The sequence below is a fragment of the Priestia sp. YIM B13489 genome, from assembly GCF_042787645.1.
GTDB classification, from domain to species: Bacteria; Bacillota; Bacilli; order Bacillales; family Bacillaceae_H; genus Priestia; species Priestia megaterium.
In genome coordinates, this window is sequence record NZ_JBHZOQ010000053.1 from 233,640 (window position 1) to 257,317 (window position 23,678).

Genomic DNA, 23,678 nt, shown 5'->3' on the forward strand with positions numbered 1-23,678 from the left:
CAAAAGCATAAACATCACACGTTGACTTTTTATGTTTGTTGACTTGTAATGGGAAGGCAAATGGTGCGCCACCAGGTAACTGGTTCTAGTGGGTTCGATTCCCACCCCGAAATTTTTTTAATTATTAAAAAATTTCGAGGGTGGGGACTTGATTGGAGTCTGTATATACCCTCGATCAGGAGGGAAAAGTTATGTTAAAAAAACGTGACCTAAATGACTGTCAATCTCTATACGAACTCATGGTACATCCTGATGTCTTCCCTTTTGTTCGTCATAAAGCCCATTCCTATGAAGAATTTTTATTTGTGACTAAACAAACGATGGAAGCAGAAGATCATGGAGAAATTATTTCTCGCACGATTTTAGACGAATGGGGTAACCCTATCGGCACCATTAATTTATTTGATGTACAGGACCAAGCTGGCTTTTTAGGCACTTGGCTTGGCAAACCGTTTCATGGAAAAGGATATAATCAAATTGCAAAAGAAGCGTTCTTTAATGAACTGTTCTTTGAGTTAAATATAGAACGAATTTTTATGCGAATTCGCAAAATTAATATTAGGTCTATTAAGGCTGCAGAAAAACTGCCTTATGCAGTACTTGCGAATGAAACACACAAAGCTTTATACGATGAAATTAATCAACATGAAGACGTATATGATTTATACGAAATTCCAAAAGACTTGTATACATTATACTACTTGCGTCACGAACAAGACGTTCAAGAAGATCACCAGCTTAAAGAAGCGTAAGAGTCTCTCCGTGTAACGGAGAGCTTTTTTTTATGATTAAAAACGAGAGATTCTGGAAAAAATAAGTAGCATGATCGAAAAACGTTAATTGGAGGTTTTTTTATGTCTGAAAAAAAACGAAAAGAAAACGCAAAAAATACGTTAAGTAGCGCTCAAGAAATCTATTACGGCCGCGAGTTTAAAAAAGCAGACCGTGCAGGCGGCTACACGAAAAAATAAGTGAGGCAAAACATCTCTATCCAACGCTTGATCATCTCAACGTCCTTTCTGTACAGTTTGTATCGGAAGGACGTTTTTATATTATGTAGACATAATAATACGAAGATTTTATAGATGTTATTGAAGTTTTTTTACAACTCTACTATATCCACAAAGTTTACCCACAATTATGTGGATAATGTGTATAACTTTACTGAATATGCATATTACCGCTTTCATAACTTGAAATAACAGTGGGTAATTTTTATGTAAATTTTCTGAAAAAATGTGAATAGTGTGGATAAAGTTGTGAATATCCGATATAATTCAGCAGTTAACTTCTTGTTAACCTGTGGATATCTTCTTTAGTACTTTCATTGATTTTAGTACCATCAAGGCTTTCGATATATTATAAGTATAATAATAAAAAGTAGGGGAAACTTCCCCTACTTTTTTATGATTGGAAACAATATATCCACACTTGTTCCTTTATCTAACTGACTAGAAAACGTCATCTGAGCGTGATGAGCTTTAATAATCCGATAGCTGACCATCAGTCCTAAACCTGTACCTTTTTCTTTTGTACTATAAAAAGGCTCACCTATCTTCGCTAACCGTTCAGGAGGAATACCTTGTCCTTCATCAGCAAGCTGCAGCCAAAGGTGGTTTTCTTTTACTTTAATCGTAATATGAATAGCTCCTCCTTCAGGCATTGCTTCGATAGAATTTTTAATAATATTAATGAATACTTGTTTTAACTGATTTTTATCTCCATACACCTTTGGTAACTGGTCGTCTCTTTCAAATATGAAAGCTACTTCCTTTTCTACTGCTTCAGGTTCAAGAAGTGAGCACACTTCTTGAACAAGCGCTTGCATATTCAAAGATTCAACCTTCATTACCTGAGGTTTTCCTAACATCAAAAATTCTTCTACGATTCCATTCATTCGTTCTAATTCAGTTTCCATGATATCTATATACAAAGCATCTTTAGGATGTTGTTCTTTTAATAAGTGAACAAAACCTTTTAAAGAAGTTAAAGGATTTTTGATTTCATGAGCCACTCCAGCTGCAAGTTCTCCTACCACGGCTAGCTTCTCAGAAGTTCTAAGCTTCTCTTCTGCCTTTTTACGCTCCGTAATATCCGTCGATACACACAGCATTTGAATCACTTCCTGTTTTTCATTCATGATAGGAAGTTTTGCTGTTTCGACCCAGCGCCGGTTTCCTTTCGAATCTTTAAACTGTTCTTCTAATACCATTCCTTTTTGGGTACAGTTTGAAAACGCCCCTTTATATAAAAGATCTGATTGAAGGTTGAACTGATATTTATCAATTGATTGTCCAATTAAGTCATCAGATTTTTCACCTAAGAGCATTGCAAAAGATTCATTAACGAGAATGAATTCCCTTTTTTGATTGATAGCATAAATATAGCTTGGATTAATGTCAATAACTTGTCTTAAAAACGTTTTTTGTTCCTGCAGCTGATTTTCTTTTTGCTGTAAATTCGCTTTAGAATGGCGTATATAGCTAATCATTTCATTAAACTGTTTAGATAAAATACCGATTTCGCCCCGCTCAATTTCTCGTTCCGGAATTTTTTGATTAAAATTCCCGCGCGCTACTTGTCCCGCCAATTCATATAGTTTATGAATTGGATTCACAATTTGCCTTGCATATAACGCAGTAAAAAAAGAAAGCAGTAAAATCGTAACGCCTGAAACGATCCAAAGCGTTTTTTCAAACATTTCATAAGGCCTGTAAATTTCTTCAACGGGTAATTCAGCGACAATTCCCCAATCTAAAACAGGAATATATTCGAAAGACGCAAAGAAATACTTACCTTCGGTGTTCACCACGCGCTGATATCCTGATTTATGATTCATCGTTTTCTGAACGATTTCGTTTTTCTTAGCATTTTCACCGATTCTCTGTTTCTCTGGGTGGGAAATAATTCTACCATTGCGGTCTACAATAAATGTATAGCCGTTCTCTCCTATATCGAACGTTTGAAAGATGGATTGAAAACTTTTATTTTCTTCAATTCGCAGCGCTAAATTTACGACCTTTTTTACATTTTGCTGCCCATCCAAAATAGGAATCGCCATCACCACAATGTAGTGCTTTGTATCTGCTGAAACAACATCGCTTAAATATATTTTTTTGGTTCGCAGCGCTTCTTGAAAATATTTTCTTTTACTTAAGTTCACATGTTTCATATTCTTTAAATCATTCGGGTAATAATGCTCAACATACCCTTTTACATTAAAAATGGTTCCGCTATCGATATACGGTGAAATATTAACTATTTTTTGCAATTCTTTGTCTATTTCTTGTTCATCATCCGATAAAAAAATAGGATCTTGCTGTACCTCGTCGCCTAGGCTCCAAATATCTTTAATGACGACGTTAATTTGCTCTTTCATTCTCTTGACGGTTTTATCAGTTACCTGCCGATATTGATCTTGAGAAATATTAGGCAGCATCACTCTTGAAACAATAAACATTAGCGTCAGTACGGTACAAATAAGAAGCACATTAATCGTGAAGATTTTCCAAAACGTATGAGATTTAAACCATTTCATGTTTGTTCACCTTAATCTAATGAAGTCTACCTCCATTGTACTGCAAAATGAAAACTTTTCCATATAAATGACGGAATTCCATCTTTAGACACAGAAGAAAAGCAATTTGTTCTACATTCCTATCAGAAAACTACGAGCTTTCTCGCTGTGTTTTCTGTTAGAACAAATTTTTAGTTTTCTTCTATAAACTTTGCTTCCTGCATTTTATTCATGCAGGAGAAATCAATTATTTATTCTCCACTAAAAAGACCTCATCACGGAGTGATGAGGTCAGAAATTTACTATATTCTTTTATAAAAAATCATGTTTGTTCCCTGCTGATTTTCTAGCCTTTAAAGATTTATTTTCTTTTTCCTTCTAGTCCAGTAAAAAATAAATAAGAGAATAAACCAAACGGGCGTCAACAATAAGGCTGGGCGCGTCGCGTCAGAAAACAGCATAATAACAAGAATCACCGCAAACAAAGCTAACACAACATAGTTTATGAATGGTGTTAACGGTGCTTTGAATGCTGATGCTGCATGCAGCTGCGGACGCGTCTTTTTATACCTTAGATGGCAAATGAGAATGATACTCCACACCCAAATAAAACAAATAGCGCTAATGGTCGTGACGATGCCGAAAGCTTGGTCTGGTATAAGCTTGCTTAAAAGAGCTCCCGCTGAGATGACTAGCGTAGATACGAACAATCCGTTGCTTGGTACGTGGTTTTTGTTCAGTTTTGCAAACTTAGATGGCCCTTGGTCATTTTTACTTAAATTATATAAGATACGGCTTGTTGAAAACATTCCGCTATTACAGGCAGAAGCGGCTGAAGTTAGTACAACAAAATTAATAATTCCAGCAGCAAGCGGAATTCCGACTAAACTAAAGGTTTTAACAAATGGGCTTTCTGCTGCATTTAATTCCATCCACGGGTTAATAAACAACAGAACGATAAGCGCTCCAACATAGAAAAATAAGATTCGCAGCGGAATTTTATTAATGGCCGATGGAATATTTTTTTTGGGGTTTGATGTTTCTGCTGCCGATACCCCTACCAATTCAACCCCGACGTATGCAAATATAACCATTTGGAATGAAAGTAAGAAACCTGAAACCCCATTTGGAAACAGCCCTCCATGATTCCAAAGGTTTTGAACAGTAACAGATCCCGCATCTGTTTTAAATCCCATTACCAGCAAAATAACGCCAATAATAATTAATGCAAGAATCGTAATAACCTTTATTAAAGCAAACCAAAACTCTAATTCTCCAAATAATTTTACGGTTAATAAGTTAAGACCTAATAAAATGATTACACAAATAAGTGCCGGAATCCACTGAGGAATATTGAACCAATATTTCACATATACGCCAACTGCAATCACATCAGCCATAGCTGTCATAATCCAGCAAAACCAGTAGGTCCATCCCGTTACAAATGACGCCCATGGTCCAAGATACTCTTCAGCAATATCAGTTAACGATTGATAACCTGCTTTAGACAGCAGTAGTTCTCCTAGCGCTCTCATCACAAAAAAAAGCGCAATACCAACAATTAAATAAGCAAAGATGATAGAGGGACCTGCAAGCTGTATTGCTTTACCAGAACCTAAAAACAAGCCCGTACCAATGGTTCCCCCAATCGCAATTAGCTGAACATGACGATTGGATAAATCCCTCTTTAATTCTCGTTGTTCCAACTCTAACTCCTCCTAACAATAAAACCTTTGATGCGATCGTGCGGACTACAAATAAAGTCCAATAAAAAAAGAGATTGGATGCGCTCCAATCTCATGGTCATAAGAATAACAAATATTAAAGTACATGCTACCAATTAGTAACATGCCAAATAAATATCCGGTACTCTTCTGTCCTTTTGCCTGAGATTGTGAACCCTTCGGCGTCGCGAAACTATCGCGATCTCTCCAGAAGCTGCTCCTGCTATAGTGTGATCCATAGCAATCATAGCTTTCTACGTATTAAATTTTTCAATCAATAGAATGACTGTCGAATAGTTGTTTATTCTAATACCAGTTGGATACTTTGTCAACAGGAAAGATTACTTTCATTTATTTACCTTCTTCGAAAAAAGGTAATCGAACATTTTCAATCGTCAACTTAGTATCCTTTTCCTCACGCTACCTGAGTCCTTGCGCGAACCTGAACACATTAAACGGATCGTACTTTTTGTTCACTCTTTCTAATCTCTCTGCGTTTTCTCCAAAATACTCATGCTCGTAGTTTCTAAGGTTACTGATAGGGAAATTCACATAGGAGCCTATCGTAATACTTTTAATATATTCAAATCGCTTGCGAAGCCAATCTCTGTTTGCTCTTGCAAATGCATCTTCTGTCCATACAGACTGAAACCCCATAATATATCTGGCGTTTCTGTAGAAAAAAGCCGTTTCTCTTTTACCAACACTGCGGATTTCTCCTCCTAGTGCATAAAGAGAAATCGCGGCATAAACGGACCCTTCTGCCGGACGCTGTATGAGATCTGTAAGATTTTCAAGCTCACCATGTGAATAGCTTCTGTGCACAAATCTTCCCGTTGACTTAAATTTTTCAGACGGAGGATAGGTTGCTTCTATTTTTTTTACCGCTTCAAGAAAAGATAATGATTTCAGCTCTACTCGAAACCCTTCTACTTCTGCAAAAGGCTGCAAAATCTTCCGAGCTCTTTCTGGGGAGCCGTAAAAGAATCCGTTTGCAAATATGCCTAACCCTTCTCCTTCTGCATTATAAAAGCTTGCAACTAGCGTCATACGTTTGTCCAGTTCGGGCAGCCAGTTTTGCCATATATTCATCACTTGTGTCTGCTTTTCTTTTGTAGTACCTACATAAAAGAATCGAACGAGCGTCACAGAGTTGTTCGTTGGCTTTGGAAGCTGAAACGTCATGCTTACTACAACGCCAAAGTTACCGCCACCGGCACCGCGGCATGCCCAAAAAAGATCAGCTTTACACGATTCGTTTGCTTTGATGAGCCTTCCTTCATAATTGACTAATTCTAGCTCTATCAAGCTGTCGCATCCTAACCCGTAAAGTCTGCTCGAAAGTCCCCAGCCTCCTCCGAGCGTAAAGCCCGACACGCCAACAGTCGGACACGTTCCTCCTGGAAACACATATCCGTTCGAACCGATGAAATCATACACTTCCGTATTTTTCGCTCCTGCTTCCATCTTTAAAATGTTCCGTTTTTTATCTAATTTCAACCTATTTAATCGACTAATATCAATGACTACTACACAGTCACCTGTAGAATATCCTTCATAATGATGACCGCCAGATCGAATACGAATCTCAACACGATGCTTGCGCGCCCAGCGGATCGCATTCACAACATCCTGCTTTTTTTCACAGTACACAATCACAAGCGGAAATTTATTAACAGCGCGATTCCATTCCTGACGAGCCTCCTCATAAATGGGATCTTTTGGCGTTACCACTTCTCCCGTAAGCCCTTTTAAAAACATTGAGTCCATCTGACCTCTGCTCCTTTGTACATACTTTTTAGTAGTTTTATTACTATAGTATTATCGAGGTGGTTAAAGGTTTGGGTTTTGGGATAGAGTTTGCGTTTATTATTTGTATAAAAGACGTCATTATAGTTTATATTAAAGGAATTAACCCTCTTATGTAATCTCTCTTTAGCGATGTAACACTTTCCAAGACTAGACTTTATGAGAATTTCATCTAACTATACTAAGATATTTTTTACACTAAAAGAACAGATGTGGAATTTTAACACCTTTCTCCATTAATAAGAGTACAGCTCAAAGAAAAAAGAGCAGAATCAAATCTGCCCTTTACTCTTTTTCTATTCATTTCTTTAACGTCAAACTCACCACATTCTCCACGTGCGCCGTATGAGGGAACATATCAACAGGCTGAATGTAATCAACATAATAAGCCTTCGACAGCTGCTGCACATCTTTGGCTAATGTGGATGGATTACAAGAAACGTAAACCACTTTCTTTGGCTTCACTTGTAAAATCGTTTTTAGAAGCTTGTCATCACAGCCTGTTCGCGGCGGATCAACGACGATAACGTCTGGCTTCCAGCCTTCTTTTACCCACTGCGGCATCCATTTTTCAGCTGGACCCGTTACGTACGTAGCATGCTCAAACCCATGATCTTGGGCATTTTTTCTTGCGTCTACAATCGATTCTTCAATCGTATCCATTCCGCGAATTTCTTTGGCATCTTTAGCAAGCCATAAGCCAATTGTCCCTACTCCGCAGTAAGCATCTACAATTTTTTCACTGCCTGTTAGCGCAGCTGCTTTTTTTACTTCGTCGTATAGCTTCACGGTTTGAAGAGGATTCAACTGGAAGAATGCACGCGCTGAAAGTTCGAACGAGATATCTCCTAACGTTTCTTGAATCACCGACTTTCCAGCAAGTGTAAACGTTTCGTCTCCAAAAATAAGCGATGTTTTTTGACCGTTTACGTTTTGTACAAGTGATTTCACTTCCGGTAGGCGGCGCTGAATTTCTTTAATCAGCAGCTCTTTTTTCGGAATGTCTTTTTTAGCCGTAATCAAGACAATTTGCACTTCACCCGTTTCAAAGCCTACTCGAGATACGATGGTACGTACAATACCACGGCGTTTGCGTTCATTGTAGATAGGAATTTGAAGATCTTGTAAAATTCGTTTTATTTCTTTTGTCACGTGATTCGTGGCTCCATGCTGAATAGGACAGTTTTCAATGTCAATCAGTCGATGAGAGTTCAGTCCATACAAACCAGCGATGACTTTTTGTTTATCCACACCTACTTGGAATTGTGATTTATTACGATAGCCCCAAGGATTTTCCATGCCAATTGTTTGGCGTGTTTTTTCCTCTACTTTTTTTAATGAACTGTGACGTTCGAACGCTTGCAGAACAATATCACGCTTCGATTCTAGCTGACCTTCATAGGATAAGTGCTGAAGCTGACAGCCTCCGCACTGTTCGTAAATAGGACAGGGCGCATCTACGCGATGAGGAGATTTTTTGCGAATTCGCTTGATTTTCCCTTCCGCAAACTTATGCTGGACATTTGTTGCTTCTACAACCACTTCTTCATTTGGTAATGCTCCCGGCACGAAGACGACTTGGCGCTTAAAATATCCTACGCCTTCTCCATTAATACCGAGTCTTTTTATCGTCAACGGAAACGTTTGTCCTTTTTGAACTTTCATTTCAGTTTTTGGTTTATTCATGAGACCAACTCCGATTAGTTTAAATTCTTTATATAGTTATTAACGGTCTTTATCTGCTTAAAACCTATTAGACCGTATCGCTTTAAAAAAGACATCAACGCATATTATAACACTTCAACAGCAAAAAACCGACAGGAGAAACATTCCCATCGGTTTTTATCTTTATTTCGTTTTAGAAGGACTTTTCTTCATTTGTTTGCGTTCGTTCATTAAATCATCAATACTTTTAAACGTATAGCCCTGCTTTTTCAAATCCACAATCGCTTGATCTAACGCATCTGCGTTATCCTTTGAAACGGTATGCAAAAGCATGATCGCACCTGGATGTATTTGAGCCATCATATTGTCGTATGAGTAGCGCCAGCCTTTTTGTTCATTCACTTTCCAGTCAACGAATGCAAGTGACCAAAATACATTCGTATAGCCCTCTTGCTTTGAAAGAGCTAGCGTTCGTTCACTAAATACCCCTCTAGGTGAGCGAAGGTATTTCATTTCATCACGACCAGTAATATTCTTGTATTCATCTTTTACTTTTTGCAATTCCTCTTTAAAACGTGCGTCATCCACTTGAGTTAAGTCAGGGTGATGCCATGAATGATTCCCGACAATATGCCCTTCTTTTACCATTCGTTTAATAAGCTTAGGCTCTTCTTTTAAATAGTGTCCTGTTACAAAGAATGTGGCAGGAACCTTTCTTTTTTTGAGCACGTCTAATACCTGCGGTGTATAACCATTTTCATAACCATTATCAAACGTTAAGTAAATATTTTTTTTATTTGTATCTCCGAGGTAAAAAGCATCATACTTAGCAAGAATTTGTTCATAAGCTGTACCTGCGGATGCAGGCTTGTGATTTTTACTTTTTTGAAATCCCCAGCTGATCGGATTGTTTGGATACATTTGTGCTTCAACAGATGCTATGCCTATTGACATCACGAATAAAAAAACGAGAAAAAAGGTGAACCGGCGCATAAGAAGCTCCTTTCGGAAGTCATTTTACGCTTAGTATCCACTCAATTTTCTCGTTCATGAACGTTACTTTTTACCATACGCTTTTGATGTATGTTTATTTAAATACCGGTTCTTTAAATTGCTCAAGCTTTTCAAATGAAGACTTATCTACATCTGCATGCAAGCTGTTTCCATGTGAATCCATCGTCACTACAGCTGTAAAGCCTTCTACTTTTAAATGCCACATTGCTTCAGGAATACCAAACTGCATCAAATCAACGCCTTCTACGCTCTTGATACAATCAGCATAGTACTGTGCAGCTCCTCCGATCGCATTTAAGTATACACCGCCATGCTCTTGAAGAGCAGCAAGCGTTTTAGGACCCATACCGCCTTTACCGATAACCGCGCGGATACCAAATTTCTTCATAATATCCCCTTGGTAAGGTTCTTCACGGATACTTGTTGTTGGTCCTGCAGCGGTTACGTGCCATTTTTCGTCTTCGTCCTTTAACATAACCGGACCACAGTGATAAATGATTTGTCCATTTAAATCAATTGGTGCATCGTGATCTGTTAAATGTTTATGGATAGCGTCGCGTCCTGTATACATCATGCCGTTGATGCGCACCACGTCGCCAACTTTTAATTCACGAATTTGCTCTTCTGTAATAGGTGCTTGTAATACAACTTCTTTTGTTTCATCCGCATTTTGCTTCTCTTCGGCGCCTGCATTTTTATTAAAATCTACTTCTTCGCCTTCTTGATACAGCCACTCTTGAACACTTCCTGTATCGGCGTTGATTTTAATACCTAAGCGGCGGTAAGCCCAGCAATTATACGCAACTGACACATAGAAGCTAGCAGGAATACGATTGATTACGCCGACTTTACAGCCAAGTAATGTCGTTTCTCCGCCAAAACCCATCGTGCCGATTCCTAACTTATTAGCATTTTCCATTACATACTCTTCTAATTCTTTCAGCTGAGCATTTGGATTTTCGTCATCTAAGTTTCGGAACAGCTGCTCTTTTGCTAATTCATAGCCTGTTGTACGGTCGCCACCGATTCCAACACCAATGACGCCGGCACTACAGCCTTGACCTTGTGCTTGATACACAGAGTGCATCACACATTTACGAATACCGTCTAAATCACGGCCAGCTCTACCTAAACCTTCTACTTCACAAGGCAGGCTGTACTGAATGTTTTTATTTTCACAGCCGCCGCCTTTTAGAATAAGACGCGCATCAATATAGTCATTTTCCCACTGCTCAAACTTAATAACCGGCGTGCCGCCGCCTAAATTATTACCGCTGTTTTCTCCCGTTAACGAATCTACGGAGTTAGGGCGAAGCTTTCCGTGCTTTGTTGCTTCTTCAATTGCCCAATAAATCGCTTCTTTAATTTGAAGCTGATTCACTCCTACAGGGGTTTTAATTTTAAATGTAGGCATACCTGTATCTTGACAAATTGGCGACAAGTTATCGTCCGCCATTTTAATATTATTGGTAATGGTCGCTAAAGACATTGCCGCACGCGTTCCTGCATTTTCACGCGCTTTTGCCTTTGCGATAGCACGTCGAACGTCTTTTGGCAATTTTGTAGATGTTTCAACAATTAAATCGTACATGCTTTGTTTTAAAGCTTCAATCATCACTTAATTCCTCCCATATCCCGCTAATGTATGTATTTATCTATCTGTCGTACAACTTTCAAAATTTATTATACTCCTTCAAAAATTGTTTCGAAAGACCTTTATAGGAGGATTTCCACTTCAAGCAAAAAAGCGCTAGTTTTTCTAGCGCTTTTTCCTTTGTTCATTCTTTATCTTTTTTAAACTGCTCACATTTTGCTTCGAGGTCATCAATCATTGTAATCAAACGATCAATGTCTTCTAGGTCTGTGTTTTCAGGCTCCATGGAGTCTAATACGTGTACAAACATATTTAAACGATCTTTTAAATAACGTACTTGTGAATCTTTATCTCGAACGGCGTTTCCCATTTTAAACCCTCCTGATATAGCTTTTCATTCGTATTTCTTTATATCCTAACGAATACTTTCATATTTGACAACTAAAAGCAATAAAATCCATAATAGTCACTGGTGTCCGTTTTGAATGAGACGTATAATTTAGTCTAGCAGGACGGACCGTGAGATGTTTTCATCATCATTTCACTTTACGGAAAAATAAAAGGAGTTTTTTTATGGCCACTTTACAACGAATTACCCCGGAGTTCGATCCGTGGGAAGCGTATTTAGATATGAAACAATATGGCAAACCGACGCTTACAAACGTTGAATTTACCACAACGACGCTTTGTAATATGCGATGTGAGCACTGCGCAGTTGGATATACGCTGCAGCCAAAAGACCCAAACGCACTGCCGCTTGATTTAATTTTAAAACGTCTCGATGAAATTCCAACTCTTCGAGCGTTAAGCATTACGGGTGGAGAGCCGATGATGTCTCTATCTTCTGTGAAAAATTATGTGGTGCCTTTATTAAAGTATGCACATGAACGAGGTGTCCGTACACAGATTAATTCAAATTTAACATTAGATCTTGCTCGTTACGAACAAATCATTCCTTATTTAGATGTTTTACATATTTCTCACAACTGGGGAACGATGGACGACTTTGTGGAAGCTGGCTTTGCAATGATGGAGCGAAAGCCTACTTATGAGCAGCGCGCCAAATATTTCGACCGTATGATTGAAAACAGCCGCGCGCTTGTAAAAGCAGGTGTAACCGTATCAGCTGAAACGATGTTAAATAAACGTACGCTTCCTCATATGGAAAAGATTCATCGTCAAATTGTTGATGAAATGCTTTGTCAGCGTCACGAAGTACACCCTATGTATCCAAGTGACTTTGCCAGCACTCTAGAAACATTATCTCTTCCTGAAATGCGTCAAGCTATTCATCACCTTCTTGATATTCGAGATGAAAATGTGTGGATGCTATTCGGCACGCTGCCGTTTTATGCATGCAGTAATAATGAGGAAGACTTATCGCTTTTACAGCGCTTGTATAGCAGTAAAAATGTAACCGTTCGAAACGATCCAGACGGGCGCTCTCGCCTAAATGTCAATATTTTCGACGGAGATATTATCGTAACGGATTTTGGTGATACGCCTCCTCTTGGCAACATTCAAGATACAAAGCTTACAGACGCTTTTGATATGTGGCAGCAAAGCACGATTTCTAAAGAACTTAGCTGTCATTGTTCAGCAGTGTCTTGTTTAGGACCTAATATTTTGGTGAAAAACAGCTATTATCAAGATACTGATTTTAGCAAACTCCAAGCGAATATCACAAAATAACAAAAAGAGATTCCACCACTGGAATCTCTTTTTTATTATCTCGGCTGATCGTAAGCCCCAAAGCTTAAGGAAACATAATCTTGTACTGGAATCCATGCTCCAATTCCTTGAGACGTTACATTTCTCACCACAATTGAGCGCTTGCTGCCTTTTACTGTAACATACACTTCTCCATATGTTACTTTTCCCTTTTCACTTACAGCAGGCGTATACGCATACAGATAACCTACTTTTTTAGGAGCTACGTTATAGACCTGGTCTTTTTTCGTTCCGGCACCTACAAACGTTTGAAATGATAAAGTGAGCTTTGTTTTTTTAGCTGCTTCAATTAGCATCATTTGTTTCACATGATCAGGCTGAGGCACTTTTGCTGTTAATCCGCCTTTTACATGACTTTGATTTTCCTGGCTGTACATCATTTTGTACTGATTTTTTCCTGCTCTGTTATCATAATGATTTGTATTGATTCGCTGGTGTTGCCAGTTAACGTTTGTTTCTGTTGATTCGTAATTTAATGGCCACTGTCCTAAAAAGACGGTTGCTCTAAAACCAATTGCCCATGGAGTTTTAGAAATGTTTGATTCATTTAATATACGAATTAAATCAGGGTTTTCAATTTTTACATTTGATGTTTCAATGAGCTCTTTTGTAAACTCACTCGGCTGCAAATATGGCGTATCTTGACTAGCATTTGGATACGTATTTTCTTTTGAAATATTTAAAGCTGAAGAAGGCACGTTGATGGTAGGCTGAGCTGTTTTCGCAATGGCGATCTTCGTTGAACATGAAAATGAAATAATGATGGTAAACACAAATAAAAGCAATTTACGTAACATCTAGAAACTCCTTTCAACATCGTTAATGAATGCAACCATAGTTTTTTCAAACATCTCCTGTTTTATCCTGAATACCAAAAGGGAAATTCTTCTATTCACTTACACAAAAAGAATCCGAACGATTAATCGTTCGGATTCTTCCTTCAACTAAAACAGGTTTGTTCCAGCCTCTTCTTTTTTAAATAAGATAAAAACCAATTCCCATAATAATATAAGCACCTAAAAGAGTTGCACCTTCGAACCAGTTTGTATCTCCGTCATTAGAAATAGCAATAGTTAAAAATACGGCCGTTACCATCGCAATCAACTCAGGCCAAGTAAAGACAAGAGACATTTGGTTTTCGAACATCAGCGAAACTAACACTAATATCGGTGCTACAAACATCGCGACTTGTAAAGTGGATCCAACAGCAATTTCAACAGCTACACCCATGCGGTTTTTAACGGCCATAATAATAGCCGAAGCGTGCTCTGCTGCGTTTCCAACAATCGCTACAATGATGACCCCGATGAACAGCTCACTCCACCCAAAACTTTCCGATACAATTTCGATTGTACTAACCAAGCTTTCGGATACGTAAGCTACAGCTAACGTAGACAAAAAGAGAACAGTAATCGCTTTCCACATTGACCATTCTGGCTCCTCATGTTCTTCCACTTCTTCACTTTTATGCTGATACACCCCTCGGTGCGTTACCAGCTTAAAAAATAACGCCGCTAAGTACAAGATGATGAGAATAATGGAGATTCCGACACTCAGGGACATGGTCTTCGCTTCGTCCATTTCACTAGCAAACACTTCAGGAATAACAAACGCAACGATAACGGCAAAGATCAATAATCCAGAATTATGTCTTGCATCATAGACATTAAATTCTTGACGCTTAAATTTTAATCCCCCAATGAAGAATGAAAGACCGCCTACAAGAAGGAGGTTTCCTAATACAGAACCGGTTAACGATGCAAGCACCACCGCTGTAAGACCTTCTTTTAGAGCAAAAATAGAAATAATTAATTCTACAGCGTTACCAAACGTAGCGTTTAATAGTCCGCCTATTCGAGGACCAGCTACAACAGCTAAACTCTCTGTTGCTCTCCCCATAAAAGCTGCGAGGGCAATGATTGTTAAACAGTAAATAATAAACATAAGAACATCTGACCAGTGCATCATGTGCCCAATAACAGATAGCGGCACCCCAAGAATAACCGCTATAAGAAAAATCCGATTGATCATCGATATGTACACCTACCTTATTCATTTTTTGACAACAAAATCAATCATATCAAATTAATGGAATTTGTATAGACTCACCGTCAATGTTAGTATTTTTAACCTATTTTTATAAATGATAAACCCTTAATTGATTTTTGATTAAGATAGTTAAAAATCAGCCAAACTACCAAGGGTAAAAAGATATAATAAGGAGTGAAAAAATGAGCAATAATGATGTGAAAAATCAAATTTTATCCGTACTGGATGACTATACAATTGGAACGTTAGCTACAATTCAAGATGGAAAACCGTATTCACGCTTTATGATGTTTTTTCATGAAGATCTTGTGCTCTACACCGCCACCAATAAAGATACCCATAAAGTCGAAGAACTAGAAAAAAACCCTTACGTTCATATTTTGTTAGGCTATGATGGGCAAGGTTGGAGTGATCCGTATGTAGAGGTAGAAGCCAAAGTAAATGTAGAAACAAACGAAGAGTTAAAAAAGAAATTTTGGAATAAAAAGTTAAAAGAGTGGATTAAAAGTCCAGATGACCCAAATTATTTGCTTCTTCAGCTGACTCCTGAACGCATGCGCTATTTTGATAAAGCCGGCAGCAAACCGAAGGAAATATGAGATTGAGACGTAGCTAAGTCCATTCCATCTAAAGACGAACAAATGGGAGCAAAGAGCTGAACCGCTTGTAACAACACCCTAAAAAATCCGAACGAGTTTGATTCATCGTTCGGAACTTCTTCAGCTAAAATACTTTTGTCCCAACCTCATTTAATTTCGAAGGTTTCTGTCACTTCAATACTGTCAATAACCGACTGTAGCATTGAACAATTTTTTCGTGCTAGCTCAATTGATTTTTCAATTTTGTCTAATGGAAGCTCTTCTCCTGTAATGATATAGTGCAAATGAATTTTTTCGATTCGCCCCGCTTTTTCATCATTTCGCGTCACGCCAGCTTGGATGCGTAAATCAGAAAAAGCAATTCTTTTTTTCTCTAGAATCTTTCTTAACACGCCTCCGCTGCAAACAGCAATGGACGATACCATTAGCTGATACGGACGAAAGCCATATTCTTCATCTCCGGCGATATGTAGCTCTCCATAAGGAAGATTTGTTGTAAATCCCGCCTCTTTTTTCATGTTAAATTCCATTTCCTTCACTCCTTTACTTCATTATAAACCGCTTTTTATATAACCAACTACTCTCAATACGGATACTTGTTACACCATCACCATAAAAAGATCCGAACGAATTTGATTCTCCCTCAAGAATCTCGATTCATCGTTCGGATCTTCCTTCAGCTAAAATACTTTTGTCTCAGTCTTTTTTATGACTCTGTGTTAAATTAATTTTCCGGCGCGAATATCATTTGTCATTCCTTCGTAAGGCGCTTGAGCGATAACTTCCTCATTATTCGCTCCGACATTTTTGATAAATGTAATGTCAGCAAATTCGGGTACAACGTATTTAGGATATGTTTCGTATTTTTCACGGGATTCATGCATTAAATCAAGATGATCATTTTGATAGCACACGGTAATTTCAGGATGTTCATGTACCCATTTTGGGAAGAAAATAATGCCGTGCATCCGTTTTTCATCAGGCATAAAGTTCAAAGATACATCTGTTCCAGTCGGTTCAGTCCACGATACTTTATATACACCTTCTGTTAATTTCACAATATCAACTTTCTGGTCGCGAACCCATCGTCCTGCCACCATTCCGCTATGAATACGGTAATCGATTGTATTTTCGTTTTTGATATAAATTTCATATTCCCATCCGTTTTCGTATGTGTAAATCATATGATTCCCAATAAATTTTTCCATTTTTATATCGCTCCTTTGATTTATAACACTTCGTATATGTCTGACACAACGCGATCTAAGTGTCTCACAGCAGTGCCTAGAAAAACGCAGTTGTGTAAGCGTTTATATTTTGCACTTCCTGTATGACCAATGACACTCGTTGTACCGACATTGATTGTGAATGTCGCTATTTTCTTAAGCACTGTTTGTATTCTAGCGATCGCCTTTTAATTGTAAATTAAAACATGTAACTATTTACATGTTTTATTCTACTTTCCTTATAAAAAGATGTCAAATTAATAGCACAGCACGTCTACATCCTTGTCAATAAAGCGTTTTCCTTGTACGATTAAACAGTTGGATTGACAAAATATAGATAAAAAGAGGTTGAATGCTGTGAGTGCTACTCATAAACAACGTTTCTGGATTTTAGTTAGCCTTGTCGCTATTTCTGGATTCAGCCAAGGTATGCTGCTGCCTTTAATCGCTATTATTTTTGAGAAAGATGGTCTTTCTTCTACTATAAACGGATTAAACGCAACTGGATTGTATCTAGGTATTTTATTTATTTCTCCTTTCATGGAAGGGCCGCTTCGCAGATACGGATATAAACCCATTATCGCAGCAGGGGGACTTTTAGTTATTGTATCTTTAGCTTTGTTTCCCCTGTGGAAATCTGTTGTTTTTTGGTTTGTGCTCCGTTTATTTATTGGAATAGGAGATCACGCGCTGCACTTTGGTACTCAAACGTGGATTACATCGTCTTCACCTGCTGATAAACGAGGTCGCAACATTTCATTATACGGGCTTTTTTTCGGTATTGGTTTTGCTGTTGGCCCTTTAATGACGCCGTTAATTGAAATTAACCAAGCGCTTCCTTTTATGATTTCTTCAGCTCTTTGCCTCATAACATGGGTGTTTTTATTTTTGATAAAAAATGAATTTCCCCTACAGGAAGTGGAGGTTAATTCGTTAAAAGAAACGGCTAAGCGATTTTATAAGGCGGCTAAGTATGCTTGGATTGCTTTTTTGCCGCCTTTTGGATATGGATTTTTAGAATCATCACTGAACGGAAGCTTTCCTGTATATGGCTTACGAATTGGTTTGCAAGTAGAGTTTATTTCACTGCTGCTGACTTCCTTTGCAGTTGGAGCTATTGTATTTCAGCTTCCTCTCGGAATATTGAGCGATAAATTTGGACGGAAATTGGTATTAGGATGGATTTTATCCATTGGAGCCGTTACATTTTTTACAGCAAGTCTCTTGGAAGAGACCGCTATTCCATTAGTAGCTTGTTTATTTATAGCTGGCATGGTTGTAGGCTCGACGTTTAGTTTAGGAATCAGCTATATGACGGATTTGATTCCTGCTCGTCTACTGCCTACAGGTAATTTACTATGCGGCATTGCTTTTAGTATCGGAAGCCTTGCCGGCCCTTACATAGGTGGCACGTTTATTCAGTTCTTTCACCATATCAGCTTTTTTAATATTATTAGCGGGATGCTTGGCTTTATTTTTATTATTCTTTTTGTATTCGGACAAAAGATGCCTATGCAACAAAAAACGAGCGAGAACCTATAGGTTCTCGCTCGTTCTTTAAACTTTTAGCGTTCGATGCTGAAGAGCTGATTTTTCAATTTGTATCGTGGTATGCTCAATGCCGCAGTGATCATGTACTAAATCAATGGCTTTTTGCAAAATTTGCTGACAATCTTTTTCATCTTCTACGCGCATATGACAGCTCAATGAGTCCAGTCCTGAAGTAATCGTCCAAATGTGTAAATCATGCACATCTTTGACTCCTTCAATGTTTTCAAGAAGGTTTTTTATTTCACTGTGATCTACCCCTTCAGGAGAGCCTTCCATCAAAATATGAATGCTATGGGCAAGCACGGCCCAAGCGCTTTTTAAAATTAATACAGACACAACTACAGAAATAATAGGATCAGCAATATACCATCCAAACAGCATCATAAGAAGTCCAGCTACAATAGCTCCAATAGATCCTAAAGCATCTCCCAATACGTGTAAGTAAGCGCTGCGTAAATTTACATTTCCTTTTACATCGCCTTGTCTCATAAGTGACCATGCGCTGATTAAATTAGCGAGTAAACCAACAGTAGCAATCAGCATCATGCTGCCGCTTGCTACAGACTGCGGCTCTAATACGCGCTGATAGGCTTCATAGATGATAAATCCTGCTATTACAAACAGTGCCACTCCGTTAAAAAGAGCCGCTAATATTTCAAAACGATAATAACCGTACGTTTTTTTAGCCGATGCAGCTCGGTTAGCAAACCATATCGCTACAAGGCTAAGAGCAAGTGAGCTTGTATCAGAAAGCATGTGTCCGCTATCGGATAATAACGCTAAACTATTTGTAAAAAGCCCTCCAACAAACTCAAGAACCATAATACCGGCGGTGATAATGAGTGCAATTAACAGACCTTTTTTGTTGCCTTCACGCTGTGTATCAAAATGGTGATGGTGACCATGATGGTGGTGATGATCATGACTCATGCAAAGCCCCTCCTTTTATTCGTTATGTGAGCATTCTACGTGCTGAATTACTTGATGCAGTATTCCAACAACGTGTTCATCATCGTACGTATAGAAATACGTATTCCCTTCACGGCGATATTTTACTAAACGTAAATGACGCAAGTGAGTTAACTGATGTGAAATAGCTGATTGTGAAACACCAAGCACTTCAACCATATGACCGACTGAACACTCTTCTTGAAATAGCAAATAAAGAATTTTCATTCTCGTAGGATCTGAAATAGCTTTTAGTATTCTTGACGCTTCTTCTACTGTTTGAGGCGATAAAAACGAATGTTCATCTTTTTTCATAACATCTCTCCGTTCATTATATGCAAGTATATGAGCATATGTTCATATATAAATTATAAAACACCTTTTTCTATATAGTCAATTATTTACGTCTTTTTAAATTTTTTTGCCTATTTTTAAAAAAAATCCACACAAAATACTTTTTCTGTTATATAATACAATTAAATATAATAAACTGTATTAAAACAGATGGAGAGGAGAATAATAAATGAGCAGACAAGAACGCAAAAACATGATTACATTTATTGAAACGATGAAGGGGATTGACCGTGAAACCTTAATGTACATGACGGATGCCGATATCGAGCACATTTACACTTCCGCTTATAAATATTATGAAGAACATTTAGATATGTAGTACGTTTTTTACAGAATGCAGACGTCCAGCTGCATTCTGTTTTTATTTTTTAGGCGTTAGTCGTTACCTCCTTGCTTGTTCCGTGCTATACTATACTAAATATCCCAATTTAAAAGAGAAGAACTGAAAAAATGTGCTGCTATCGCTGAGATGGCAGCTTTCGTGTTTTTTTAGGGGTAATGATTGTGATTATTCTTCTCAATTATCGTTCAAGGAGGATTTGTATGGAAAATGCGTTACCTAAAAAACAAGAACAAACGCCTCAAACATCTTCTGCTGTCAACGGATTAAAAACACATGGTGAACTCATTGCTGCACTGTTAAGCGGCGTACTGATTTTAGCCGGCTGGCTGCTGTCAAAACAGCAGGATACTGCTGTATCTATTACGCTCTTTGTATTAGCTTACGTGATAGGCGGATTTGCTAAAGCAAAAGAAGGCATTGAAGAAACGATTGAAAATAAAGAATTGAATGTCGAAATGTTAATGATTATTGCAGCCATTGGAGCGGCTGTAATTGGCTACTGGACAGAAGGTGCTATGCTTATTTTCATTTTTGCATTAAGCGGTGCATTAGAAACGTACACCATGAATAAAAGCAACCGAGAAATTAGCGCCTTGATGAATTTACAGCCGCAAGAAGCAACACGTCTGATTGGAGATCAAGAAGAAATTGTATCCATTTCGGATTTACAAATCGGTGACTTGCTGTTAGTTAAGCCGGGTGAACGAGTGCCATCCGATGGGATTGTTGTCTCAGGTCAAACAACGATTGATCAGGCTGCTATTACAGGGGAATCTGTTCCTGTACTAAAACAGCTCGATGATGAAGTATTCGCGGGCACGGTGAATGTGAAAGGCGCCATTACCATTAAAATGACAAAGCCAAGTGCTGAGACGCTGTTTCAAAAGATCATTCAACTTGTTCAAACGGCTCAAAGTGAAAAGTCTCCTTCTCAATTGTTTATTGAACGATTTGAAGGCACATACGTAAAAATTGTTCTATCGGTTGTGGCAGTTATGCTATTTCTCCCACACTATGTGCTTGGATGGAGCTGGACCGAGACATTTTACCGTGCAATGATTCTCTTAGTTGTAGCGTCTCCTTGCGCTCTGGTTGCATCTATCACCCCTGCTTCGCTGTCTGCTATTTCAAACGGAGCAAAAAAAGGAATTTTGTTCAAAGGCGGCGTGCATTTGGAAAGGTTAAGCCATTTAAGCGCAATTGCTTTTGATAAAACAGGAACGTTAACAAAAGGAAAGCCAGAAGTAACAAATGTCATTGTCCGTTCTGATATAAACGAACAGGAATTTCTTGTTAAAATCGCATCAATTGAACGTCAGTCCAATCATCCGCTTGCTCAATCTATTGTTGACTTTGTGAAAAATAAGCAGGAATTGACGCTTGTTCAGCCAGATTCGCTTGAAGACGTTCCCGGATATGGTGTCATTGGGTCTCTTCAAGGAGATACGTGGAAAATAGGAAAAGCAGATTTTGTAGGTAAAGAAGATGCAGCTGAATTTGAAAATGGGATTTCATCTACACTTGCCAGTGAAGGAAAAACGATTGTGTACGCAAAAGACCAGCATGGTATTGTGGGATTGCTTGCGCTAAAAGACGTTGTACGAACAGAAGCTGTAGACGCTGTTAAATCTCTTAAAGAGCAGGGCATTCATACCGTCATGATTACAGGAGACAGCGAAAAAACAGCCGAAGCTATTTCAAAAGAGTGTGCAGTCGATGAATACATTGCAGAATGTTTGCCTGAAGCGAAAGTAGATAAAATTAAAGCGTTAAAAGAAAAATTCCCTACCGTTTCAATGGTGGGAGATGGCATTAACGATGCACCTGCTCTTGCTACTGCTAACGTTGGAGTAGCCATGGGAGAAGGAACGGATGTGGCACTTGAAACAGCCGATATCGTTTTAATGAAAAATGATCTATCAAAAATTTCGGATGCAGTAGCTCTTTCCAGACGAATGAACTCAATTGTGAAGCAAAACGTTATTTTTTCTATTGCCGTCATCTTTTTATTAATTTGTTCGAATTTTTTCCAAGTGCTTGATATGCCATTTGGTGTTATAGGTCACGAAGGCAGCACCATTTTAGTTATCTTAAACGGCCTTCGCTTGCTAAAATCTTAACGCAAAAAAGCCTAACGTATTTGTTAGGCTTTTTATTATGGAAATCACTGCCTTAATGGTAACCGTTTTGTCCATTTTGGCTGTTGCTTGTTTTATGCTTTGGCTGGCTCTTTTTATTTTGCTTTGTATTGCTTCCGTCTTTTTTTGTATGCTTTGTCATGATGTAAAACCTCCCTTTCACTTTGTTAGTATGCTCATATCTTGCGAATGATTTCATCCCAATTTGTGACTATGAAGATTTGACTCGACGGTCGTAGAAAATAGCGTTGATTTCTCCTCCAATAACGATAATCATGCCCGATAGGTACAGCCAAATAAGCAGGATAATAATTCCGCCCAAGCTTCCATATGTAGCTGTATAGTTATTGAAATGATTTACGTAATATGCAAACAGCATCGATACCACTGTCCATCCGACCGTAGCAAAAGCCGCTCCTTTTACAACATTTCGAATCAGCAGTTTTTTATTAGGAGCAAAGTAATATAACCCCGTAAAAACAGTAAACAAAATGAGGCCGCTGATAATCCAGCGGGAAGCAGACCATAAAGCGAGAAAAGTTTCTGAAAACCCAAACGTAGACGATAAATAAAGGCCAATCATATGACCGAAAACAGGAAGTAAAAGCGCTACAATAATAACAAATATCATCGCAAAAGTAAGGAGAACTGCCATACCTCTCGCCACTAAAAAAGGCCGATTTTCTTGTACGTGATATGCTCGGTTAAATGCTCTTACGATCGCATTAATTCCATTTGAAGCAGACCACATCGTGGCAATGATACCAAAGGATAATAGCTTTTCATTATGAGAACCAATGATATGGGAAACGTTGCTTTCAATCATGTGCAGCGTTTGCTGTGGCGCTACATTTTCGACCAAGTCAAGCAGGTCTGTTGATTCTAATGGCAAAAATCCAATCAGCGTAATTAAGAAAATTAAAAAAGGAAATAGCGAGAGCAGCAGATAATAAGCCAATTCAGCTGATAAACTAGGCAGCTCATCTCGATGAATGCGGCCCATCAGTTCTTTGCCAAACCTTACGATGTTATTTATGTACATTCCAGCCATATGTGCCTCCTTATTTATTTTTGTTCATCACCATATTTCTCCACAAATGCTTCTTTTGTATCGTTTACAATTTCCATCACCTGAGGTGTTGTTTCTTTTAACTTTTCTACTTTTCCTGCTACAAATGATACATCTTCAGAAACTTGCTCGATGGTCGTACGGATGGTTTCATATTTCTCTTTGACAGTATCCGTTACAAGTTCAGGGTGCTGAATAAGAGTTGTTGTTTTGTCTTTCAGTTTTTTACTTCCTTGAATGACAGAGCTTCTTGTTTCTTTATCAAATAAAGAAACAGCTCCTCCTATAATTGCTCCAATGACAATACCTTCTACTAGCTTATTTCGTTTACCCATTTGTCGTTTCTC

22 protein-coding genes and 1 riboswitch are annotated in these 23,678 nt (G+C 38.3%); of the genes, 7 read left to right on the forward strand and 15 right to left on the reverse strand.

What is annotated here, in order from left to right; genetic code table 11:
* Positions 1-191: 191 nt before the first annotated feature.
* Together ACFX4W_RS07200 and ACFX4W_RS07205 are read left to right on the forward strand one after the other, a co-directional pair.
* Positions 192-752 (forward strand): GNAT family N-acetyltransferase, encoded by a 561-nt coding sequence (locus ACFX4W_RS07200; protein WP_013055149.1) that lies wholly within the window; start codon positions 192-194, stop codon positions 750-752.
* Positions 753-854: 102 nt separating this feature from the next.
* Positions 855-971 carry a YfhE family protein gene (locus ACFX4W_RS07205; RefSeq protein WP_013055148.1) on the forward strand — a complete coding sequence of 39 codons (117 nt, stop codon included), beginning with the start codon at positions 855-857 and terminating at the stop codon, positions 969-971.
* Between the two features lie 425 nt (positions 972-1,396).
* Here ACFX4W_RS07205 and ACFX4W_RS07210 read toward each other — a convergent pair whose 3' ends face one another.
* The 7 genes from ACFX4W_RS07210 to ACFX4W_RS07240 form a co-directional block, all read right to left on the reverse strand.
* A complete protein-coding gene (locus ACFX4W_RS07210; protein WP_043977864.1) occupies positions 1,397-3,538 on the reverse strand; it encodes a PAS domain-containing sensor histidine kinase in 2,142 nt (713 codons plus the stop codon).
* 332 nt (positions 3,539-3,870) lie between these two features.
* A complete protein-coding gene (locus ACFX4W_RS07215; RefSeq protein ID WP_043977862.1) occupies positions 3,871-5,223 on the reverse strand; it encodes an amino acid permease in 1,353 nt (450 codons plus the stop codon).
* Between the two features lie 158 nt (positions 5,224-5,381).
* Positions 5,382-5,462, reverse strand: a riboswitch (glycine riboswitch).
* A 199-nt stretch (positions 5,463-5,661) separates the two neighbouring features.
* Positions 5,662-7,011, reverse strand: a complete 1,350-nt coding sequence (locus ACFX4W_RS07220) for an FAD-binding oxidoreductase (protein ID WP_377559332.1) — start codon at positions 7,009-7,011, stop codon at positions 5,662-5,664.
* Positions 7,012-7,350: 339 nt separating this feature from the next.
* The gene (gene rlmD / locus ACFX4W_RS07225; RefSeq protein WP_043977858.1) at positions 7,351-8,736 is read right to left on the reverse strand and encodes a 23S rRNA (uracil(1939)-C(5))-methyltransferase RlmD; all 1,386 of its coding nucleotides are present in this window, start codon (positions 8,734-8,736) and stop codon (positions 7,351-7,353) included.
* A 162-nt stretch (positions 8,737-8,898) separates the two neighbouring features.
* Positions 8,899-9,708 (reverse strand): delta-lactam-biosynthetic de-N-acetylase, encoded by an 810-nt coding sequence (pdaA, locus tag ACFX4W_RS07230; protein ID WP_043977856.1) that lies wholly within the window; start codon positions 9,706-9,708, stop codon positions 8,899-8,901.
* Between the two features lie 94 nt (positions 9,709-9,802).
* Complete coding sequence (locus tag ACFX4W_RS07235; protein WP_016762857.1) at positions 9,803-11,344, reverse strand: fumarate hydratase; 1,542 nt, start codon at positions 11,342-11,344, stop codon at positions 9,803-9,805.
* A 163-nt stretch (positions 11,345-11,507) separates the two neighbouring features.
* On the reverse strand, positions 11,508-11,693 hold the full coding sequence (locus tag ACFX4W_RS07240; protein ID WP_013081532.1) for an SE1561 family protein: 186 nt from the start codon (positions 11,691-11,693) through the stop codon (positions 11,508-11,510).
* Positions 11,694-11,896: 203 nt separating this feature from the next.
* Between ACFX4W_RS07240 and yfkAB the strand changes: the two genes are divergently transcribed.
* Complete coding sequence (yfkAB, locus tag ACFX4W_RS07245; RefSeq protein ID WP_028410133.1) at positions 11,897-13,015, forward strand: radical SAM/CxCxxxxC motif protein YfkAB; 1,119 nt, start codon at positions 11,897-11,899, stop codon at positions 13,013-13,015.
* A gap of 35 nt (positions 13,016-13,050) precedes the next feature.
* Here the strand turns inward: yfkAB and ACFX4W_RS07250 are convergent, their stop codons facing one another.
* Entirely contained in the window at positions 13,051-13,851 is an 801-nt protein-coding gene (locus tag ACFX4W_RS07250) for a YfkD famly protein (protein WP_043977853.1), read from the reverse strand.
* 178 nt (positions 13,852-14,029) lie between these two features.
* Complete coding sequence (cax, locus tag ACFX4W_RS07255) at positions 14,030-15,085, reverse strand: calcium/proton exchanger (protein ID WP_016762856.1); 1,056 nt, start codon at positions 15,083-15,085, stop codon at positions 14,030-14,032.
* Positions 15,086-15,285: 200 nt separating this feature from the next.
* Between cax and ACFX4W_RS07260 the strand changes: the two genes are divergently transcribed.
* On the forward strand, positions 15,286-15,702 hold the full coding sequence (locus tag ACFX4W_RS07260) for a pyridoxamine 5'-phosphate oxidase family protein (protein WP_043975663.1): 417 nt from the start codon (positions 15,286-15,288) through the stop codon (positions 15,700-15,702).
* Between the two features lie 146 nt (positions 15,703-15,848).
* On the opposite strand, the gene ACFX4W_RS07265 is transcribed toward ACFX4W_RS07260, so the two are convergent.
* Both ACFX4W_RS07265 and ACFX4W_RS07270 read right to left on the reverse strand, forming a co-directional pair.
* The gene (locus tag ACFX4W_RS07265; RefSeq protein WP_016762854.1) at positions 15,849-16,232 is read right to left on the reverse strand and encodes an OsmC family protein; all 384 of its coding nucleotides are present in this window, start codon (positions 16,230-16,232) and stop codon (positions 15,849-15,851) included.
* 189 nt (positions 16,233-16,421) lie between these two features.
* Positions 16,422-16,910 carry a phenolic acid decarboxylase gene (locus ACFX4W_RS07270; RefSeq protein WP_043975666.1) on the reverse strand — a complete coding sequence of 163 codons (489 nt, stop codon included), beginning with the start codon at positions 16,908-16,910 and terminating at the stop codon, positions 16,422-16,424.
* Between the two features lie 375 nt (positions 16,911-17,285).
* On the opposite strand from ACFX4W_RS07270, the gene ACFX4W_RS07275 reads away from it, so the two are divergent.
* On the forward strand, positions 17,286-18,470 hold the full coding sequence (locus ACFX4W_RS07275; RefSeq protein WP_043975669.1) for an MFS transporter: 1,185 nt from the start codon (positions 17,286-17,288) through the stop codon (positions 18,468-18,470).
* Between the two features lie 15 nt (positions 18,471-18,485).
* Here ACFX4W_RS07275 and ACFX4W_RS07280 read toward each other — a convergent pair whose 3' ends face one another.
* Together ACFX4W_RS07280 and ACFX4W_RS07285 are read right to left on the reverse strand one after the other, a co-directional pair.
* Positions 18,486-19,409: a cation diffusion facilitator family transporter gene (locus ACFX4W_RS07280; RefSeq protein WP_043975671.1), complete on the reverse strand. Its 924-nt coding sequence runs from the start codon at positions 19,407-19,409 to the stop codon at positions 18,486-18,488.
* A gap of 15 nt (positions 19,410-19,424) precedes the next feature.
* Positions 19,425-19,742: an ArsR/SmtB family transcription factor gene (locus tag ACFX4W_RS07285; protein ID WP_097824770.1), complete on the reverse strand. Its 318-nt coding sequence runs from the start codon at positions 19,740-19,742 to the stop codon at positions 19,425-19,427.
* A 208-nt stretch (positions 19,743-19,950) separates the two neighbouring features.
* On the opposite strand from ACFX4W_RS07285, the gene ACFX4W_RS07290 reads away from it, so the two are divergent.
* Together ACFX4W_RS07290 and ACFX4W_RS07295 are read left to right on the forward strand one after the other, a co-directional pair.
* Positions 19,951-20,100 carry a BH0509 family protein gene (locus ACFX4W_RS07290; protein ID WP_013055132.1) on the forward strand — a complete coding sequence of 50 codons (150 nt, stop codon included), beginning with the start codon at positions 19,951-19,953 and terminating at the stop codon, positions 20,098-20,100.
* A gap of 224 nt (positions 20,101-20,324) precedes the next feature.
* On the forward strand, positions 20,325-22,244 hold the full coding sequence (locus ACFX4W_RS07295; protein WP_043975683.1) for a heavy metal translocating P-type ATPase: 1,920 nt from the start codon (positions 20,325-20,327) through the stop codon (positions 22,242-22,244).
* 229 nt (positions 22,245-22,473) lie between these two features.
* Here the strand turns inward: ACFX4W_RS07295 and ACFX4W_RS07300 are convergent, their stop codons facing one another.
* Positions 22,474-23,313, reverse strand: a complete 840-nt coding sequence (locus tag ACFX4W_RS07300; protein WP_013081521.1) for a YihY/virulence factor BrkB family protein — start codon at positions 23,311-23,313, stop codon at positions 22,474-22,476.
* Positions 23,314-23,327: 14 nt separating this feature from the next.
* Positions 23,328-23,666, reverse strand: a complete 339-nt coding sequence (locus ACFX4W_RS07305; RefSeq protein ID WP_013055129.1) for a hypothetical protein — start codon at positions 23,664-23,666, stop codon at positions 23,328-23,330.
* Positions 23,667-23,678 lie beyond the last annotated feature (12 nt).

Excerpts from the sequence above, each read along its gene's own strand:
- ACFX4W_RS07200 (WP_013055149.1), top strand. The coding sequence starts at position 192 with ATGTTAAAAAAACGTGACCTAAATGACTGTCAATCTCTATACGAACTC.
- ACFX4W_RS07205 (WP_013055148.1), top strand. The coding sequence starts at position 855 with ATGTCTGAAAAAAAACGAAAAGAAAACGCAAAAAATACGTTAAGTAGC.
- ACFX4W_RS07210 (WP_043977864.1), bottom strand. The coding sequence starts at position 3,538 with ATGAAATGGTTTAAATCTCATACGTTTTGGAAAATCTTCACGATTAAT.
- ACFX4W_RS07220 (WP_377559332.1), bottom strand. The coding sequence starts at position 7,011 with ATGGACTCAATGTTTTTAAAAGGGCTTACGGGAGAAGTGGTAACGCCA.
- rlmD (WP_043977858.1), bottom strand. The coding sequence starts at position 8,736 with ATGAATAAACCAAAAACTGAAATGAAAGTTCAAAAAGGACAAACGTTT.
- pdaA (WP_043977856.1), bottom strand. The coding sequence starts at position 9,708 with ATGCGCCGGTTCACCTTTTTTCTCGTTTTTTTATTCGTGATGTCAATA.
- ACFX4W_RS07235 (WP_016762857.1), bottom strand. The coding sequence starts at position 11,344 with ATGATTGAAGCTTTAAAACAAAGCATGTACGATTTAATTGTTGAAACA.
- ACFX4W_RS07240 (WP_013081532.1), bottom strand. The coding sequence starts at position 11,693 with ATGGGAAACGCCGTTCGAGATAAAGATTCACAAGTACGTTATTTAAAA.
- yfkAB (WP_028410133.1), top strand. The coding sequence starts at position 11,897 with ATGGCCACTTTACAACGAATTACCCCGGAGTTCGATCCGTGGGAAGCG.
- ACFX4W_RS07250 (WP_043977853.1), bottom strand. The coding sequence starts at position 13,851 with ATGTTACGTAAATTGCTTTTATTTGTGTTTACCATCATTATTTCATTT.
- cax (WP_016762856.1), bottom strand. The coding sequence starts at position 15,085 with ATGATCAATCGGATTTTTCTTATAGCGGTTATTCTTGGGGTGCCGCTA.
- ACFX4W_RS07260 (WP_043975663.1), top strand. The coding sequence starts at position 15,286 with ATGAGCAATAATGATGTGAAAAATCAAATTTTATCCGTACTGGATGAC.
- ACFX4W_RS07265 (WP_016762854.1), bottom strand. The coding sequence starts at position 16,232 with ATGGAATTTAACATGAAAAAAGAGGCGGGATTTACAACAAATCTTCCT.
- ACFX4W_RS07270 (WP_043975666.1), bottom strand. The coding sequence starts at position 16,910 with ATGGAAAAATTTATTGGGAATCATATGATTTACACATACGAAAACGGA.
- ACFX4W_RS07280 (WP_043975671.1), bottom strand. The coding sequence starts at position 19,409 with ATGAGTCATGATCATCACCACCATCATGGTCACCATCACCATTTTGAT.
- ACFX4W_RS07285 (WP_097824770.1), bottom strand. The coding sequence starts at position 19,742 with ATGAAAAAAGATGAACATTCGTTTTTATCGCCTCAAACAGTAGAAGAA.
- ACFX4W_RS07290 (WP_013055132.1), top strand. The coding sequence starts at position 19,951 with ATGAGCAGACAAGAACGCAAAAACATGATTACATTTATTGAAACGATG.
- ACFX4W_RS07295 (WP_043975683.1), top strand. The coding sequence starts at position 20,325 with ATGGAAAATGCGTTACCTAAAAAACAAGAACAAACGCCTCAAACATCT.
- ACFX4W_RS07300 (WP_013081521.1), bottom strand. The coding sequence starts at position 23,313 with ATGGCTGGAATGTACATAAATAACATCGTAAGGTTTGGCAAAGAACTG.
- ACFX4W_RS07305 (WP_013055129.1), bottom strand. The coding sequence starts at position 23,666 with ATGGGTAAACGAAATAAGCTAGTAGAAGGTATTGTCATTGGAGCAATT.